General features: G+C 45.3%; 13 protein-coding genes. 8 read left to right on the plus strand and 5 right to left on the minus strand.

Translation table 11 applies throughout. The annotated features are described in order from the left end of the window. Positions 1 to 18 precede the first annotated feature (18 nt). On the minus strand, positions 19 to 342 hold the full coding sequence (locus V7723_RS02710) for a DUF1476 domain-containing protein (protein ID WP_335682879.1): 324 nt from the start codon (positions 340 to 342) through the stop codon (positions 19 to 21). Positions 343 to 640: 298 nt separating this feature from the next. Here V7723_RS02710 and purC point away from each other — a divergent pair, with 298 nt between their 5' ends. The 7 genes from purC to V7723_RS02745 all read left to right on the plus strand — a co-directional run bounded on the left by purC (position 641) and on the right by V7723_RS02745 (position 6,340). Further along, positions 641 to 1,405 (plus strand): phosphoribosylaminoimidazolesuccinocarboxamide synthase, encoded by a 765-nt coding sequence (gene purC, locus V7723_RS02715; RefSeq protein WP_335682880.1) that lies wholly within the window; start codon positions 641 to 643, stop codon positions 1,403 to 1,405. Between the two features lie 39 nt (positions 1,406 to 1,444). After that, positions 1,445 to 1,687, plus strand: coding sequence for a phosphoribosylformylglycinamidine synthase subunit PurS (purS, locus tag V7723_RS02720; protein WP_335682881.1), 243 nt, complete (start codon positions 1,445 to 1,447; stop codon positions 1,685 to 1,687). A 21-nt stretch (positions 1,688 to 1,708) separates the two neighbouring features. Next, positions 1,709 to 2,398 carry a phosphoribosylformylglycinamidine synthase subunit PurQ gene (gene purQ / locus V7723_RS02725; protein WP_335682882.1) on the plus strand — a complete coding sequence of 230 codons (690 nt, stop codon included), beginning with the start codon at positions 1,709 to 1,711 and terminating at the stop codon, positions 2,396 to 2,398. 8 nt (positions 2,399 to 2,406) lie between these two features. Beyond that, the gene (gene purL, locus V7723_RS02730) at positions 2,407 to 4,608 is read left to right on the plus strand and encodes a phosphoribosylformylglycinamidine synthase subunit PurL (RefSeq protein WP_335682883.1); all 2,202 of its coding nucleotides are present in this window, start codon (positions 2,407 to 2,409) and stop codon (positions 4,606 to 4,608) included. A 12-nt stretch (positions 4,609 to 4,620) separates the two neighbouring features. Beyond that, positions 4,621 to 4,857, plus strand: a complete 237-nt coding sequence (locus V7723_RS02735; protein ID WP_335682884.1) for a BolA family protein — start codon at positions 4,621 to 4,623, stop codon at positions 4,855 to 4,857. A 30-nt stretch (positions 4,858 to 4,887) separates the two neighbouring features. Then, entirely contained in the window at positions 4,888 to 5,226 is a 339-nt protein-coding gene (gene grxD, locus V7723_RS02740; RefSeq protein WP_335682885.1) for a Grx4 family monothiol glutaredoxin, read from the plus strand. An 88-nt stretch (positions 5,227 to 5,314) separates the two neighbouring features. Continuing rightward, positions 5,315 to 6,340, plus strand: a complete 1,026-nt coding sequence (locus V7723_RS02745) for an alpha/beta hydrolase (RefSeq protein ID WP_335682886.1) — start codon at positions 5,315 to 5,317, stop codon at positions 6,338 to 6,340. Between the two features lie 119 nt (positions 6,341 to 6,459). Here V7723_RS02745 and prfB read toward each other — a convergent pair. The 3 genes from prfB to V7723_RS02760 form a co-directional block, all read right to left on the minus strand. Then, positions 6,460 to 7,573 (minus strand): peptide chain release factor 2 gene (gene prfB, locus V7723_RS02750; RefSeq protein ID WP_335682887.1). Its coding sequence is split into 2 segments (ribosomal slippage): positions 6,460 to 7,509 and positions 7,511 to 7,573, totalling 1,113 coding nucleotides; the frame shifts between segments, so codons are not numbered across the junction. 55 nt (positions 7,574 to 7,628) lie between these two features. Beyond that, positions 7,629 to 10,061, minus strand: coding sequence for a penicillin-binding protein 1A (locus V7723_RS02755; protein WP_335682888.1), 2,433 nt, complete (start codon positions 10,059 to 10,061; stop codon positions 7,629 to 7,631). A gap of 114 nt (positions 10,062 to 10,175) precedes the next feature. After that, a complete protein-coding gene (locus V7723_RS02760) occupies positions 10,176 to 11,378 on the minus strand; it encodes an N-acetylmuramoyl-L-alanine amidase (protein ID WP_335682889.1) in 1,203 nt (400 codons plus the stop codon). 508 nt (positions 11,379 to 11,886) lie between these two features. Here V7723_RS02760 and V7723_RS02765 point away from each other — a divergent pair. Beyond that, complete coding sequence (locus V7723_RS02765; protein WP_335682890.1) at positions 11,887 to 14,496, plus strand: Rne/Rng family ribonuclease; 2,610 nt, start codon at positions 11,887 to 11,889, stop codon at positions 14,494 to 14,496. 34 nt (positions 14,497 to 14,530) lie between these two features. Here the strand turns inward: V7723_RS02765 and V7723_RS02770 are convergent, their stop codons facing one another. Next, the gene (locus V7723_RS02770; RefSeq protein ID WP_335682891.1) at positions 14,531 to 15,673 is read right to left on the minus strand and encodes a pyridoxal phosphate-dependent aminotransferase; all 1,143 of its coding nucleotides are present in this window, start codon (positions 15,671 to 15,673) and stop codon (positions 14,531 to 14,533) included. Position 15,674 lies beyond the last annotated feature (1 nt).

A 15,674-nucleotide genomic window follows, 5' to 3' on the forward strand; every position in this document is an offset into this window, starting at 1 on the left:
GTGAATTCTTTCGATAGCCTAGCTGTTGTTCATCACTTGATCACGTGCGGTTCCCATCAACTCTTCCATTTGTCGACGAATTCTGTGATCGGACATTTCGATATTCTTCTCAGTCAAGTCACCTCGAACTTTCCGAAAAACATCATCGTCACCTTTTTCTTCAAGATCAGAAATAACAACTTCTTTGGCATAGGCATCTGCGGCATCACCTTGGATATCCATTAAATCAGCAGCCCACAAGCCCAACAATTTGTTACGACGTGCCATGACTTTGAATTCAAGATCTTGATCATGAGCAAATTTACTTTCGTGGCCTTTTTTGAGATCGTCTAAACCTGCCATAACTTCTTTCCTAGCATTTCAATAATTCTGTAAACTTAATTACTTTCAATCTGTTAACTAACCTTATACCTAAGATGGCGTTCCCCGCCTAGTGCTACAAGATTTTTTTTAAAAATAATCACGCTTTTCACCCTCGCCAATGGTTGTATTTACTGTATATCTGAATTATGTTCCGCTTGCCTGAAACTAATATTTTAGGCAAGACGACGACGAATTACCTCTGTTGGTTTCATATCGACGATGTCTTAACCGTAATTCAGGCGGAATTCCGCCTCCTCAATGAGTTGGAGTAACATCCATGACCCGACGTAGACGAGTCTACGAAGGCAAGGCAAAAGTTCTTTTTGAAGGACCAGAGCCTGGCACACTTGTTCAGTATTTTAAAGACGATGCCACTGCGTTTAATGGCGAAAAAAAATCGACGGTTACAGGCAAAGGCGTTCTGAACAATCGTATTTCAGAGCATCTGATGACGAAACTGTCTGATATCGGCATTCACAATCATTTTATTCGCCGTCTAAATATGCGCGAACAATTGATTAAAGAGGTAGATATTATTCCAGTTGAAGTCATTGTTCGGAATGTTGCAGCGGGTTCCATCTGCACAAGACTTGGAATCGCAGAGGGAACGGCCCTGCCTCGCACTATCGTGGAATATTGCTTTAAGTCCGATGAGCTTAATGATCCGATCGTATCTGAGGAACATATTACGGCATTTGGTTGGGCGAACCCGCTTGAGCTAGACGATATTATGAGCCAAACCCTTCGCGTAAATGACTTCTTGTTAGGTCTGTTCACTGCGATCGGCATTCGTTTGATCGATTTCAAACTGGAATTCGGACGGCTTTATGATGGCGAAGAAGTTCAAATTATTTTGGCGGATGAGATCAGCCCCGACAATTGTCGGCTGTGGGATGCCACGACGGATAAAAAACTTGATAAAGATAGATTTCGCCGCGATCTCGGCGGTGTTGAAGATGCATATCAAGAAGTCGCACGTCGCCTCGGTATTATGCCGGAAAGCGGACCTGGCGATTTAAAAGGTACAACTGCAATCCAATAGGCGCATCACAGCGCCTTTTTCTTTTTAGGTGAGTATGAAATGAAAGCACGTGTCCATATTTCATTGAAAAATGGTGTTTTAGATCCTCAAGGTAAGGCGATATCAAATTCTCTTCACGGGCTTGGTTTTGAATCTGTTCTCGATGTCCGCCAGGGAAAGACGATTGAACTGGATCTTACCGATATGAACAAAGAAACGGCTGAAACAGAAATTGACAAAATGTGTCAACAGCTTCTCGCTAATACCGTGATTGAAAATTATTCCATTGAATTGATTGATTGAAGAAAGAGGAGCCGCCTCACCATGAAAGCTTCTGTTATCGTATTTCCCGGTTCGAACTGCGACCGTGATTTAAAAGTCGCCCTCACCGCGTCTATGGATACCGAACCCGACATGGTTTGGCATGGTGACAGTGACCTCCCAGAAACTGATTTGATTGCGATTCCGGGAGGTTTTTCTTACGGTGATTACCTTCGATGCGGTGCCATGGCAGCCAATTCTCCAATCATGCGAGAAATCGTCAAAAAAGCGCAAAATGGAACACCCGTTGTTGCTATATGCAACGGTTTCCAGATCGCCACAGAAACAGGAATGCTTCCAGGTGCTCTCCTCCGCAATGCTGACCAAAGTTTCGTCTGTAAGGATGTGGATTTACTTGTTACATCAGAAAACAACCGGTTTGTTGGTGCGTTTCAGCAAGGTCAAGTCATTCGATTTCCAGTTGCCCATCATGACGGTAATTATTTTGCCGACCCGAAAACCCTCGATGAGCTAGAAGGCGAAGGACAGGTTGCCCTTAAATATGCGATGCAAAGCGGTGATTTAACTGATGAGGCAAACCCCAACGGGTCTTTGAATAATATTGCGGGAATATACAATAAGGCCGGCAATGTTCTTGGCCTAATGCCCCACCCCGAACGATTAATTAGCGATGCCCTTGGTGGAACCGACGGCAAACGCTTTTTCGATAATCTCGTGAATTCTATCGCCTGAGTAAAAACATGAATGAAATCACTAAAGATATTGTTGCTGAGCACGGCCTTACTGAAGGCGAATATGAAGAGGTTCTCTCAATTTTGGGCAGGACGCCTAATCTAACAGAATTGGGTATATTCTCTGTTATGTGGAGCGAGCATTGTTCATATAAGTCGTCGAAAAAATGGTTAAAAACGCTCCCTACAGAAGCACCATGGGTTATTTGCGGTCCTGGCGAAAATGCCGGAGTCATCGATATAGGTGATGGCCAGGCTGTCATTTTTAAAATGGAAAGTCATAATCACCCTTCCTTTATTGAACCTTACCAAGGCGCCGCTACGGGTGTTGGTGGAATTATGCGGGATGTTTTCACAATGGGTGCTCGGCCAATTGCAAACATGAATGCATTGCGCTTTGGGAGTGCGGACCATCCAAAAACACGGCATTTGTTGGCGGGCGTTGTCGCTGGTATTGGTGGTTATGGAAATTGCATGGGCGTTCCTACGGTAGGTGGTGAAACGAATTTCCACTCTTCCTATGATGGAAATATTCTTGTAAATGCCATGACCGTCGGCGTTGCGGATACGGATAATATTTTTTATTCCGCCGCTGCTGGTGTCGGAAATCCGGTTGTTTATGTGGGTTCTAAAACTGGCCGCGATGGTATACATGGGGCGACAATGGCCTCTGCTGAATTCGATGATGATAGTGATGAGAAACGTCCTACCGTGCAAGTTGGTGACCCATTTACAGAAAAACTCTTGCTTGAGGCGTGCCTTGAATTAATGGCAACGGATGCAATTGTCGCAATTCAGGATATGGGCGCAGCAGGACTAACCTCTTCTTCTTTCGAAATGGCGGACAAGGGAGGCGTCGGAATCGAACTAAATCTTGATTTGGTGCCGGTGCGCGAAGAAGCCATGACACCCTACGAGATTATGCTGTCAGAAAGCCAGGAGCGGATGCTTATGGTCCTGAAACCTGGCCGGGAAGAAGAATCTCGCAAAATATTTGAGAAATGGGAATTGGACTTTTCTGTAATCGGGAAAGTCACTGATACGGGTAGAATGGTCCTGACGATGCATGGCGGAACTGTTGCGGATCTTCCTGTCGCGCCTCTTGCTGACGCAGCTCCCGAATACGACCGCCCTTGGGTAAAAACTGAGACGCCGCCTGTCTTACGTGCTGAAGATGTCGACGCTCCAGGTGATCTAGGTCAGGTCCTTCTCAAGATTATGGGATCTTCCGAAATCGCTAGTCGAAAATGGATATGGGAACAGTATGACCATATGGTTATGGGCGATACAATCCAGCGTCCAGGAGGAGATGCTGCTGTTGTCCGGATACATAATACGGATAAGGCGCTTGCGATCACAACAGACTGTACACCACGGTACTGCTTTGCCGATCCAAAAACTGGCGGAGCGCAAGCCGTCGCGGAAGTTTGGCGCAATTTAACGGCGACTGGCGCGCAACCCCTTGCAATAACTGACTGCCTCAACTTCGGAAATCCAGAACGTCCCGATATCATGGGGCAGTTCGTCGGATGTATCGAAGGTATGCGTGAAGCCTGCGAAACGTTAGATTTTCCGGTAATTTCGGGGAACGTGTCTCTCTATAATGAAACAAACGGACAAGGCATTCACCCAACGCCAGCAATTGGCGGTGTTGGATTGCTTAAAGACACGTCGAAAATGGCGACTTTGGCTTTTAAAGATGAGGGGGACTTGGTTCTTTTACTTGGAACGCAAACCGGTGACATGGGGCAATCTATTTATCTGCGAGAAATTGAAGGCAGAGAAGAAGGCGCGCCGCCGATAGTTAATCTGTCAGATGAGCGCAAAAACGGTGATTTTCTAAGACAGATTATCGGCTTGGGAATAGTAACAGCGGCGCACGATATCTCTGACGGGGGTCTGGCCGTCGCATTATCTGAAATGGCGTTGTCTGGAAATATGGGCGCAGAAATCACTCTTTCGAGTAAATTACCACTTCATGCTACGCTTTTTGCTGAAGATCAAGGCTGTTATGTGATAACGATAAGCCCTGAGAATTGTGATGATGTTCTCAAAAAGGCCAAAAATGCTGATGTTTCGCTTCAACGAATTGGAACGATCGGTCATAATGAATTGAATATTGCTGGTGCTTTGACCATATCAATTGATATGTTGAGGCAAGAACATGCAAACTGGATGCCTAATTTGATGGCAAGCCAGTCACGTAAATAGGAGTTTTTGTCCATGGCAATGGATGCAAGTGAAATAGAGCGTTTGATAAAACAGGGTATCCCGGATGCCAATGTAGAAATTACGGATCTACGTGGTGATGGTGATCATTACGCAGCGATGGTTGTTTCGGCTAGTTTTGAGGGTTTACCGCGAGTTCGACAACATCAAATGGTTTATGAAGCCTTGCAGGGAAATATGGGCGAGGCTCTACATGCTTTGGCATTACAAACCTCTGTACCCAAGGCCTAATTAAGATTTTACATACAAAAGGATAAGCAAATGATTGATGAAGTTACTAAAGATCGCATTGGCCAAGAAGTCACTAATGGTGATGTCGTCCTCTTCATGAAAGGGTCAGCTGTCTTTCCTCAATGCGGTTTTTCTGCCACCGCTGTTCAAATTTTATCGCATCTGAACATCAAGTTCAGAGGCGTAGATGTTCTTAGTGATCCAGTTATTCGCGAAGGCATCAAAGAATACAGCCAATGGCCAACTATTCCGCAACTCTATGTTAAAGGTGAGTTTGTTGGCGGATGCGACATTATGAGAGAAATGTTTGAGACCGGCGAATTGCAGGAAATTTTTGCTGAAAAACAGGTTGCCTTAGCTTCTGCCTAGCCCGATAATCGATAATTATTAACGGCGCCGATAAGCAGGCGCCGTTTTTGTTGGTCGTTTCGGATCTTTAGAACAGTTTGGGCAAATTATGATCCAAGAGCTTCTTTTAAAATTGATCATGCACTTGCCGACGGGCTTTTTCGATCTGCTTTATATCTTTAGGCGACGACAAATTGACGGGTTAATTCTTGATAATAAGGCGCGATTTTTATGCTTTCTGGATATTTTATCATCAAAGCCTTTAAATCCTGAAACCTTGGATGCAAATCGGGAAAGCATGGAAAAGCTCGCTCGATCCCTGAGTGGTCCCATACCATTTGTCAATTCGATTTCGAATTTTACTGTTCCAAGCACAGCAAGTGGAATAAACGTCCGTTGTTACAAGCCGAGCACTAATTTTCCTCTTCCCGTTCTAATCTACTTTCATGGCGGTGGTTATGTTCGTGGATCTCTGGATAGCCATCATGACTTATGCTCGAGATTAGCGACGTATGGAGGATTTGCAGTTCTCTCTGTCGATTATCGGCTCGCGCCAGAATATAAATTTCCAGCAGCGACAGAAGATTCTATTGCTGTGTTTAAATGGGTGCAGTCTCACGGTGCAGAAATTGGGCTCATGCAAGACAAAATTGCCATCGGAGGCGATAGTTCTGGAGGATGCCTTGCTATCGTGACCGTGCAAGAAGCCAAACGGCAACAGTTAGCATTACCTGTTTTCCAACTTCTCCTATATCCAACGACCACGGCTTATTTCGATAGCCCCAGTCATCAGTATTTTTCAAAAGGTTTTTTTCTTACTACAGAGCGAATGGAAAATTACCGTGATTTATATCTAAATTCTGCGGCGGAAAGAGATGATTTTCGAGCTTCTCCACTGCTCAATCCAGATTTGGCTGGCTTGCCACCGGCTTTGGTAATTACTGCTGGGTTTGATCCTTTGCGCGACGAAGCGGAAAGTTATGCTAAAGCCCTAAGTGATAACAATATTCCGGTGGGTGTCATTCGCTACGACGGCATGGTCCATGGTTTTGTTTCACTAACCGCTGCATTACCTGCCGCAGACAAAGCCCTTCGTCAAGCGGCAGAGGCGCTAAATCATGCATTTTCCACGTAGCGTGTAGAATTTCTTCGAGGCTTGGATTTATATCTTCACTATTGATCAATTGGCCGGTGTGGAATTTTACATTCAAGTTCGAGAAGCATTTCGTCAATCCAGCCAACAATATTTACTATTTACTCTACATTTCCCCCGCCTACTTTTTGTGCGAGAGCTGCAGCAAGATAGTCATCAAGGTCGCCATCCAAGACACCCTGGGCATTTCCTTTTTCAACACCGGTTCGAAGGTCTTTCACCATCTGGTAAGGGTGAAGTACATAGGACCGAATTTGATGTCCCCAGCCAATATCTGTTTGGCCATCTCGGGTTTCCTGAGCTTCTGCTTCCCGCTTTTGAAGCTCCAACTCATATAATCGAGATTTAAGCATCTTCATGGCTTCCGCACGGTTTTTATGCTGCGAGCGGTCATTCTGGCACTGCACGACGACATTGGTTGGAATATGGGTGATACGAATTGCTGATTCTGTCCGATTGACGTGCTGACCACCTGCGCCCGAGGCTCGGTAAGTGTCGATCCGTAAATCTTTTTCATCAATATCAATGTCAATTTCATCGTCAATAACTGGATATACGCCGACAGAGGAAAAGCTTGTATGGCGACGCGCATTTGAATCAAAAGGAGATATACGAACCAGACGATGTACACCGGTTTCAGTTTTGAGCCAGCCGTAAGAATTAAGACCTGAAATTTCAATGGTTACGGATTTTAGACCGGCCTCCTCCCCATTGCTTTCTTCCAGAGTTTTTATTCTACATCCATGTTGATCGGCCCACCGCATATACATGCGCAAAAGCATCTGGGTCCAATCTTGAGATTCTGTTCCACCGGCGCCAGCATGAATTTCAACATAACAATCATTCGCATCGACTTCGCCAGACAACATACTTTCCAAACGCCGACGGTTCACTTCGGTTTGTAACTCCGACAACGCGATTTCCGCATCATTGACAGTCTCTTCGTCCGCTTCTTCTTCCGCCATTTCGATAAGATCTATATTATCTTGAAGGTCCTGTTGTATGCGATTGTAGGCGTTTAAAGCGTTTTCCAGGCTAGTTCGCTCCCGCATGAGATTTTGAGCTTTGGAAGCGTTATCCCAAAGTTTAGGATCTTCTACCAATGAATTCAGTTCTTCTAATCGGCGGGTCGCATTGTCCCAGTCAAAGATACCTCCTCAGCAAGGCCATGCCCTGCTGGATTTCATCGACGGTAGATTGATGTTCGGCCCGCATATTAATACTCCACTCTACTGAATTGCTTTTCGCGAAAATAGGCGCAATTAGGTAATCAGTAAAGGCCGCCTGTACCCGAACGAATAGACTTTTTTGATTTCCCAGTAGATACCGAGGAAAAACCACTATCGGACCCGTCAAGCACAGCTCGTTTGCGTTTGTTTCCTGTGGAAGTCTTAAAGGCTTCCAAGATGACTTTGTCACCGCGACGGGCCAATGCGCCGGTCAGAGCATTGATGCGAACGAGTCTAATTCCTTCAGGTACACGGAACGGTGTCGCGGGTTGGTCGGCAAGCGCTTCCATCATGAAATCTTTGAAAATGGGTACAGCAACAGTTGGTCCACTTTCCTTATTACCTAAGCTTTTTGGGTTATCAAATCCTACATAAACACCCACAGTCAAGTCGGCGGAAAATCCGACAAACCAAGCATCTTGGCTGTTATTCGTCGTACCCGTTTTCCCACCAAGAGGCTTCCCTATCGAGCGAATACGAACGCCGGTTCCGCGTTTGACGACACCCTCAAGCATGGAGACAATCTGATAAGCAGTTGTTGCAGGCAATATCTGCTCGCGATTATCTGGAAGTACAGGCTCTTCCTGATCATTCCACTCTTCAACATTGCAATTTTCACAAGGGCGATCATCATGTCGATAAACGGTCAAACCGCGACGATCTTGGATGCGATCTATTAATGTTGGCGTGATTTTTTTTCCGCCGTTTACTAATTCTGCATATGCCGTCGTTAGCTTCAAAAGCGTGGTTTCACCAGCCCCAAGTGACATAGAGAGGGTCGGCAAAAGATCTTCGTTGATCCCGAAACGAGCTGCATAATCTACAATAGGATCCATCCCAATAGCTCGCGCAAGTCTTACGGTCATCAAGTTTCGGGATTTTTCAATCCCTAACCGAAGAGTGCTTGGGCCATAAAATTTCTTTGAATAGTTAGACGGTTTCCAGCGTTCTCCATTTGGTTGGTTGAGAACAAATGGTCCGTCCATCACTTTATCTGCAGGTGTAAAGCCATTGTCCAACGCAGCGGCGTACACAAAGGGTTTGAATGCTGACCCTGTTTGACGATTGGCTTGAACGGCTCGATTAAACTCCGAAATTTCGGGACTCCATCCGCCAACTATCGCGTAAACCCGTCCGGTATGCGGATCCATGGCAACAAGGCCACCCGATACTTCAGGTATTTGTTCCAAACGGTAATGGTTATCGTTTGTGTTTTCACTTATGTCAGGATCTGCTGCAACGACATCTCCTACTTTCAAAACGTCGGATGCATTTTCGATAGGCGGCCCTTTTTCGTCAATATCTATCTGCGTCCGCGCCCACTTAAGGTTTTCAAGGGGAATAATTCCTTTCTCGCCATCAACGAAACCAATTTCCACAGTTTCCTTGTCCACGCCGAGTACAACGACCGTTTCCCAAACACCAAGCCCTTTTGGACGTGGAAATTGAGCCAATGTTGAAGTCCAGTTTCCCGTTATTTCGATCGTGCCCATTGGGCCGCGCCAACCATGCCGGCGATCATACGTGCGCAATCCCTTCTTGAGGATTTTTTCGCCAATCTTCTGTAGCGAAGTTTGCATAGTGGTTCTAACGGATAATCCGCCGTCATACAGGGCGGTTTCGCCATAGATATTGTAGAGTTCCCGGCGAACTTGCTCGACAAACCATTCCGCTTTAATAACCTCGGCGTCACCGCCTTCTTGAGCTAATAGCGCTGAATTAGTCGCCTCCTCGGCTTGCTCCGGCGTGATATAATGTTCTTCTAACATTCTGCCGATAACCCAGTTCCGCCGCGCGAGTGCTTTGTCGTACTTCCTGAACGGATTATAATTATTGGGGGCCTTCGGAAGAGCACCTAAATAAGCGGCTTCTGCAATCGTCAATTTATCAAGAGGTTTGTCAAAATAGTAAAGAGCTGCGGCCGCGACGCCATAAGCACGATGTCCCAGGTAAATTTCATTGAGATAAAGCTCCAGAATACGATCTTTAGACAAAGCCTTGTTCAAACGAAGCGCAAGGATTGCCTCCTTGGCCTTTCGTTCATACGAGACCTCGTTGGTCAGCAACATGTTTTTTGCCACTTGTTGCGTAATCGTCGATGCCCCTACAAGTCGTCTACCTTTGCCAAGGTTTTTAACGTTGGTGACAAATGCTCTGGTGATACCTTTGTAATCTATTCCCGGATGCTCATAAAAGTTTTGGTCCTCTGCAGCAAGAAATGCTTGTTTTACGAAAACCGGTATCGTGTCGACCGGGACAAATAGACGTCTTTGATGAGCATATTCAGCGATTAAGCTGCCATCCCCTGCATGAACCCGGGTCATAACCGGCGGTTCGTATTCTGCCAATTGTTTAAATTCCGGCAATCCCTTACCAAAATGGTAAAAGCCATACATTACTACGCCGACGCCAACGACGCCGAAGAATAGCAACAACGCAAACGTCAACGACAGAAATTTGAAAAAACGTCTCATGTGACAATATTTCTCAAAATAAGATTACCAGTTTGTAAATGATCAGCCAACTATAGCAGAATTAAGGAGGAAGATGGCATTCTTAAGAAATAATGCAATAGACTTATGACGAAATTATGGGTTTTGGGCTTTAAAATAAGTGCTTATAGCATTTGCAATTGATGTCGCGAGTCGAGTTTGGCCTTTGCTTGACTTTAATATCTTCTCATCCTGTCTATTAGAAAGATATCCGAGTTCGACGAGTACTGAAGGTACATCAGGCGCTTTCAAAACCCGAAACCCAGCAAAACGGTGGGAACGTCCGCTTGTTTTCAAGCCAGATTTTGTAATTTCTGGAATCAATGTTTTTGCAAATTTAACGGAAAAGTTCATGGTTTCACGTTGTGCGAGATCAACTAGTATTCCTTGCACGGTGTCGTCTTGCTCTTCCAAGTCTACGCCAGCTATCAAATCAGATTTATTTTCTCTTCGCGCTATTTCTTCCGCTTCGTCATCCGACGCGGTTTCTGAGAGAGTATAAACCGTTGCCCCGCGAAAATCGGGCCTGCTAATCGAATCTGCATGTATTGAGATAAAGAGATCCGCCCCCGCCTCTCTTCCTACATCAACACGTTCTCGCAAACTCAGAAAATTATCCGAAGACCTTGTCATGACTGGACTGTAAAGCGGGTTCTTATCCAGAATTTTATAAAGCTTCTTGGCAACTTCCAAGGTTAACTTTTTTTCGTAGACACCGCTTTTTCCAATGGCTCCGGGATCAATACCGCCATGGCCAGCGTCAATGACGATAGTATATTTTTGCTGAACAGGTTTCGGGAGTTTGGGAGGCGTCGAAACAACTACTTCGGTCGTGTTCTTTTTCTTTCGACGTTTTTCAACTTCTGCCATAAAGCCAGCTACGTTTGTTTTTTGGATATCTATATAGAATCTAAAGGGCTTGCCAGAATGAGGTGGAAGGAGAACCGTATTTAGGATACGAACAGGACCGCTTACATCCAGGACTACTCGGGAAGTATTTTGTTTATACAATCCAGATCGATAGTTTTCGACCACCCCCTTCTTCCGAGCCGTATTTTTGTCCACTTGCCAGTTTAACTCCGGCATATCAATAACAATTCTATACGGATCCGGAAGCAAAAAAACGTCAAAAACCGGCTTCTTACTTAACTCCATGACAAATCTTGTTTTGTCTTTGTGAATTCCCAACCGTGCTGAAAATACGTCAATGGCTTCGTTAGCCAGAGTGGCATTAGATGGCGCTTGAACTGGCAGTAATAGTAATGCCAGGAAGCAAATTCGGAAAAAGCGATGTAACATATCCATATCCGGTATCACGTAACTTTGAAGTTGCCAGCAATCGCGTAATTTCTATTTCTGGAGTGCCTTAACCTAACTGTTTCAAGACGTTCAATCAATCCGCTCATTGATTTCAAATAGAAATTATTTTTCGGTTGTGTCATTATTCGTTTGGTAACTGAGTGTGAAAGAAGCTACTATACACTTGTGAGTTCCTGTGGTCAGTCCCGAGATCTTGTTTTGGTCAGGGCGGCGCCGTTTTCGACAGCTTTTTGTAGGCATTGGATATATATTTCAATCCCCGGAGCGTCTGGAAGCAGCGCTTAAGACAATGCAGTGAATTAAGTGAAACAGAAATCGTTCTCTTTGTCGATACTGACAGAGAGCTCCGGCAGCCAGAAGGCCAGGTAATTTAAAATATAGCTTGGCATGTTTCTCATTTCGAGAGATTTGGAGCGCCGACGGTTTCCACAAAAACAGACTGTCCGTCCCCTTCTCACATGGGGATTTCGCAGTCACGGAGCTAGTTATGGCTACGCGTATGTTAGTCGACGCATCTCATGAAGAAGAGACTCGTGTCGTCATTGTTAAAGGAACCCGTCTCGAAGAATTCGATTATGAGACGGCATCGAGAAAACAACTTAAAGGCAATATTTATCTTGCAAAGGTAACGCGGGTTGAACCTTCGTTACAGGCGGCCTTTGTTGAGTATGGCGGTAATCGTCATGGATTTCTTCCCTTCAGTGAAATTCATCCGGATTATTATCAGGTGCCGGTTTCTGATCGGGAAGTTCTCTTAGAGCAAGAGGCTGCTGCAGAAAAAGAAGCGCATGCCCAAGAAGAAGCTGAAGATGATGCAAAATCTGTCGATGATGACAATTTGGATGCAACGACGGAAGAGCCTGCTGCCGAAGCGATGAAGGATGCAGTCGCCACTGATGACGAAGAAGGTGTTGTCGACGATGTCGACGATACCATCGGTGGCCTTGAAACTGTTGGCGAAGATGGCGAAGAAAACTACGTCGAAAATCTTGGCGGAGAAGATGACGTTGAACCTCGACGCAAAGCCCCTACCCGCCGGCACTACAAAATTCAAGAAGTCATTAAACGCCGGCAAATCCTGCTTATCCAAGTTGTTAAAGAGGAACGGGGAAATAAGGGCGCAGCCTTAACCACCTATATTTCACTTCCAGGTCGGTATAGTGTTCTTATGCCTAATACAGGTCGTGGTGGCGGGATTAGCCGAAAAATTGCAAACCCGGCAGATCGTAAACGACTAAAGAAAATTGCAAATGAGCTAGATGTTCCCGAAGGTGTTGGTGTTATTATTCGCACCGCCGGTATGAGCCGGACGAAAGTCGAGATCAAGCGTGATTACGAATTCCTGATGCGTGTTTGGGATGATATTCGCGAGCTTACGTTAAAATCCATGGCGCCCTATTGTGTTTATGAGGAAGCCAATCTGATTAAACGCAGCATTCGTGACTTGTACACAAAGGAAATTAGTGAAATTCTCATTGAAGGAGATGATGGGTATAAACTTGCTAAGGAATTCATGCGCAAGTTAATGCCGAGTCACGCGAAAAAAGTTCAACCTTATAAAGACAAAATTCCATTATTCCATCGGTTTCAGGTAGAGCAACAATTTGCGTCTATGTACAATCCGGAAGTTCAATTGAAATCAGGTGGATATATTGTCATAAATCCGACAGAAGCTTTGGTTTCAATTGACGTAAACTCCGGCAAGGCGACTAAGGAACGCAATGTTGAAGATACAGCGACAAAAACTAATCTAGAAGCGGCCGAAGAAATTGCTCGTCAACTCAGATTGCGTGACCTAGCCGGTTTGATTGTCATTGATTTTATCGATATGGATGACAACAGAAACAATAAGGCTGTTGAACGCCGCATGAAAGATTGCCTCAAATCTGATCGTGCCCGTATTCAGGTCGGACGTATAAGTCCTTTTGGGCTTATGGAAATGTCCCGCCAGCGTTTGCGCCCAAGTTTCCTCGAAACTAGTACAAATATTTGTCATACTTGCGGCGGATCTGGATTTGTACGTTCAATTGAATCAACAGCACTGCTCATAATTCGAACACTTGAAGAAGAAGGTGTTCGCGAACGCAGTGCCAAAATTACGATTACGGTGCATACCGATGTCGCAATATATCTTCTCAATCAGAAACGATCTGTCATTCAAGAGTTGGAAAATATCTATGGGATGACAATCCTCATTCTTGCTGATCCAACTACAAATCTAAATGATCATGAGATTTTGCGTGAAAAAGGAAAACCGGGCGATCTGACTCCGATTGTTCGAGAAACAGTCAGCACGGAAATTTCTGATATTGATGGTGAAATAGCAGAAACTACTGCCACTGAAACGACAGAGGAAGATCAGGAAAGCAACTCCTCTAAACGCCGCCGCCGGCGTCGGCGTAGGAAGCCACGTGAAGACACTGCTGCTCAAACAAATGAAGATGAATCAGAAAATAAAGCGGCCGATAGCGAAGAGCCTGCTGTCACTTCGGAGGCGACAACTGACGACGACGACGACAATGGTGAGCCGAAACGACGGCGTCGAGGCCGCAGAGGCGGACGCCGCAGGTCTCGCTCCAATACTTCTGATGAAAACACTTTAGATGAAAATGCAGAATCGTCAGATTCGACGTCGGATGATCAGCCTTCAGGTGATACTGAAGTGGTTGTTATTCCTATTACTATTACACCAGTGGAAAACACCGCTACGGTTGATGCAACGGAAGAGAGTGTTCCTGAAGAGCCTAAGAAGCGTACGCGTAGGACCCGAAAAAAACCAACAGTAGTTGCAGTAGACACTGATAGTGCAAATGAGACTACAGAAAAGACTGAATCAACAGTAGAGGTTACTACTGTTGATTCATCCGAAAATACGGATGAAAAACAGGTGCGTCCCCGAAGACGCAGGACAACCCAAAAGAAAGTTGAAGAGACTGCTCAAGTCGCTGCAAAAGCTGATTCAGTAGTTACAGCTGTGGATACTGTTGAAGTCAAACCGGAAATCACAGCGAAACCCAAAACAACGCCGGCTGTTGAAGCCGTTTTTGACGAGAAACCAAAAGTTAAGCGAAGTGGCTGGTGGCGGCGCGGAAGCTAACAAGACATAAAAAGGGAGCTTTTAAGCTCCCTTTTTATTCAAGCCAATTCGCTAGGCTCTTAACTGCAGCCTCGATGGTTGTAGTTGACCCGGCAAAAGAAAATCGAACGTAACCTGAACCACGATGTGGATCAAAATCAAGCCCAGGAGTAGCGGCTATACCTGTTTCAGCCAACATTTTCTGACAGAATTCCATGGAATCGTTCGTCAAATGCCGCACGTCTGCGTAAATATAAAAGGCGCCATCGGCTGACGCCAGTTTAGTGAGCCCCATTTTGGGAAGTTCTCTTAACAGTATTTCGCGATTGCGGGCATATATATCCACATATCCCTCCAACTCTTCTATACAATCAAATGCCGCCACTGCTGCATGCTGACTGATTGCCGGTGGCGAAATAAAGAGATTTTGAGCCAATTTTTCTACCATTGAGACTAGTCTCTCAGGCAAAATCATCCATCCAAGCCGCCAACCCGTCATCGAGAAAAATTTCGAAAAAGAATTGATGATGATAGCATCATCACTCAATGTCAGTGCAGTTGTTGCTGGTGCACCGTAAACAACCCTATGATAAATTTCATCGGAAATAAACTGCATCTGGCGATCTTGGCAATAGTTAATAAGTGCCTGAAGTTCATCTTTGCTTATCATTGTTCCTGTTGGGTTTGATGGGCTCGCGACCAGCAATCCATGCAAATCCCCATTTAGGCGTTCCAAAAGTTCGGGGGTAGGTTGAAAATTAGTTTCAAAGTCGCACGGCAACCCAACCGGATCCATATGTAGGGATTTTAGAATATTGCGGTAAGCTGGATAGCCAGGTTCAGCTAAAACAACTCTATCACCTTTGTTAAAAGCAGCCAAAAATGCTAACAGGAACCCGCCGGATGAACCTGTGGTGACGACGATCCGCGAGGGCGAAATATCGACATCATAGGTCGTTCCGTAATAGTCAGATATTGCCTTTCTTAAGGCTGGAATACCCAGAGCATCGGTATAGCCAATTTTCTCATGAAGCAGAGTTTCCTGGGCTCTTTCAATTACCTTCGAAGGGGCAGATTGCGCGGGCTGCCCTACTTCCATGTGAAAGACGGGATCGCCGCTTAATTCTCGTTCATTGGCCGCCTTCATAATTTCCATCGCAATGAAGGGTTGAATGTCGTTATCTATAGGAAATGTCAAA

The sequence above is a fragment of the Sneathiella sp. genome (assembly GCF_036960985.1).
Taxonomy (GTDB): domain Bacteria; phylum Pseudomonadota; class Alphaproteobacteria; order Sneathiellales; family Sneathiellaceae; genus Sneathiella.

Bases quoted from the DNA above. Each gene is read 5' to 3' on its own strand.
- V7723_RS02760 (WP_335682889.1), bottom strand. From the start codon at position 11,378: ATGTTACATCGCTTTTTCCGAATTTGCTTCCTGGCATTACTATTACTG.
- purS (WP_335682881.1), top strand. From the start codon at position 1,445: ATGAAAGCACGTGTCCATATTTCATTGAAAAATGGTGTTTTAGATCCT.
- purL (WP_335682883.1), top strand. From the start codon at position 2,407: ATGAATGAAATCACTAAAGATATTGTTGCTGAGCACGGCCTTACTGAA.
- V7723_RS02745 (WP_335682886.1), top strand. From the start codon at position 5,315: ATGATCCAAGAGCTTCTTTTAAAATTGATCATGCACTTGCCGACGGGC.
- V7723_RS02765 (WP_335682890.1), top strand. From the start codon at position 11,887: ATGGCTACGCGTATGTTAGTCGACGCATCTCATGAAGAAGAGACTCGT.
- V7723_RS02710 (WP_335682879.1), bottom strand. From the start codon at position 342: ATGGCAGGTTTAGACGATCTCAAAAAAGGCCACGAAAGTAAATTTGCT.
- V7723_RS02735 (WP_335682884.1), top strand. From the start codon at position 4,621: ATGGCAATGGATGCAAGTGAAATAGAGCGTTTGATAAAACAGGGTATC.
- purC (WP_335682880.1), top strand. From the start codon at position 641: ATGACCCGACGTAGACGAGTCTACGAAGGCAAGGCAAAAGTTCTTTTT.
- grxD (WP_335682885.1), top strand. From the start codon at position 4,888: ATGATTGATGAAGTTACTAAAGATCGCATTGGCCAAGAAGTCACTAAT.
- purQ (WP_335682882.1), top strand. From the start codon at position 1,709: ATGAAAGCTTCTGTTATCGTATTTCCCGGTTCGAACTGCGACCGTGAT.
- V7723_RS02755 (WP_335682888.1), bottom strand. From the start codon at position 10,061: ATGAGACGTTTTTTCAAATTTCTGTCGTTGACGTTTGCGTTGTTGCTA.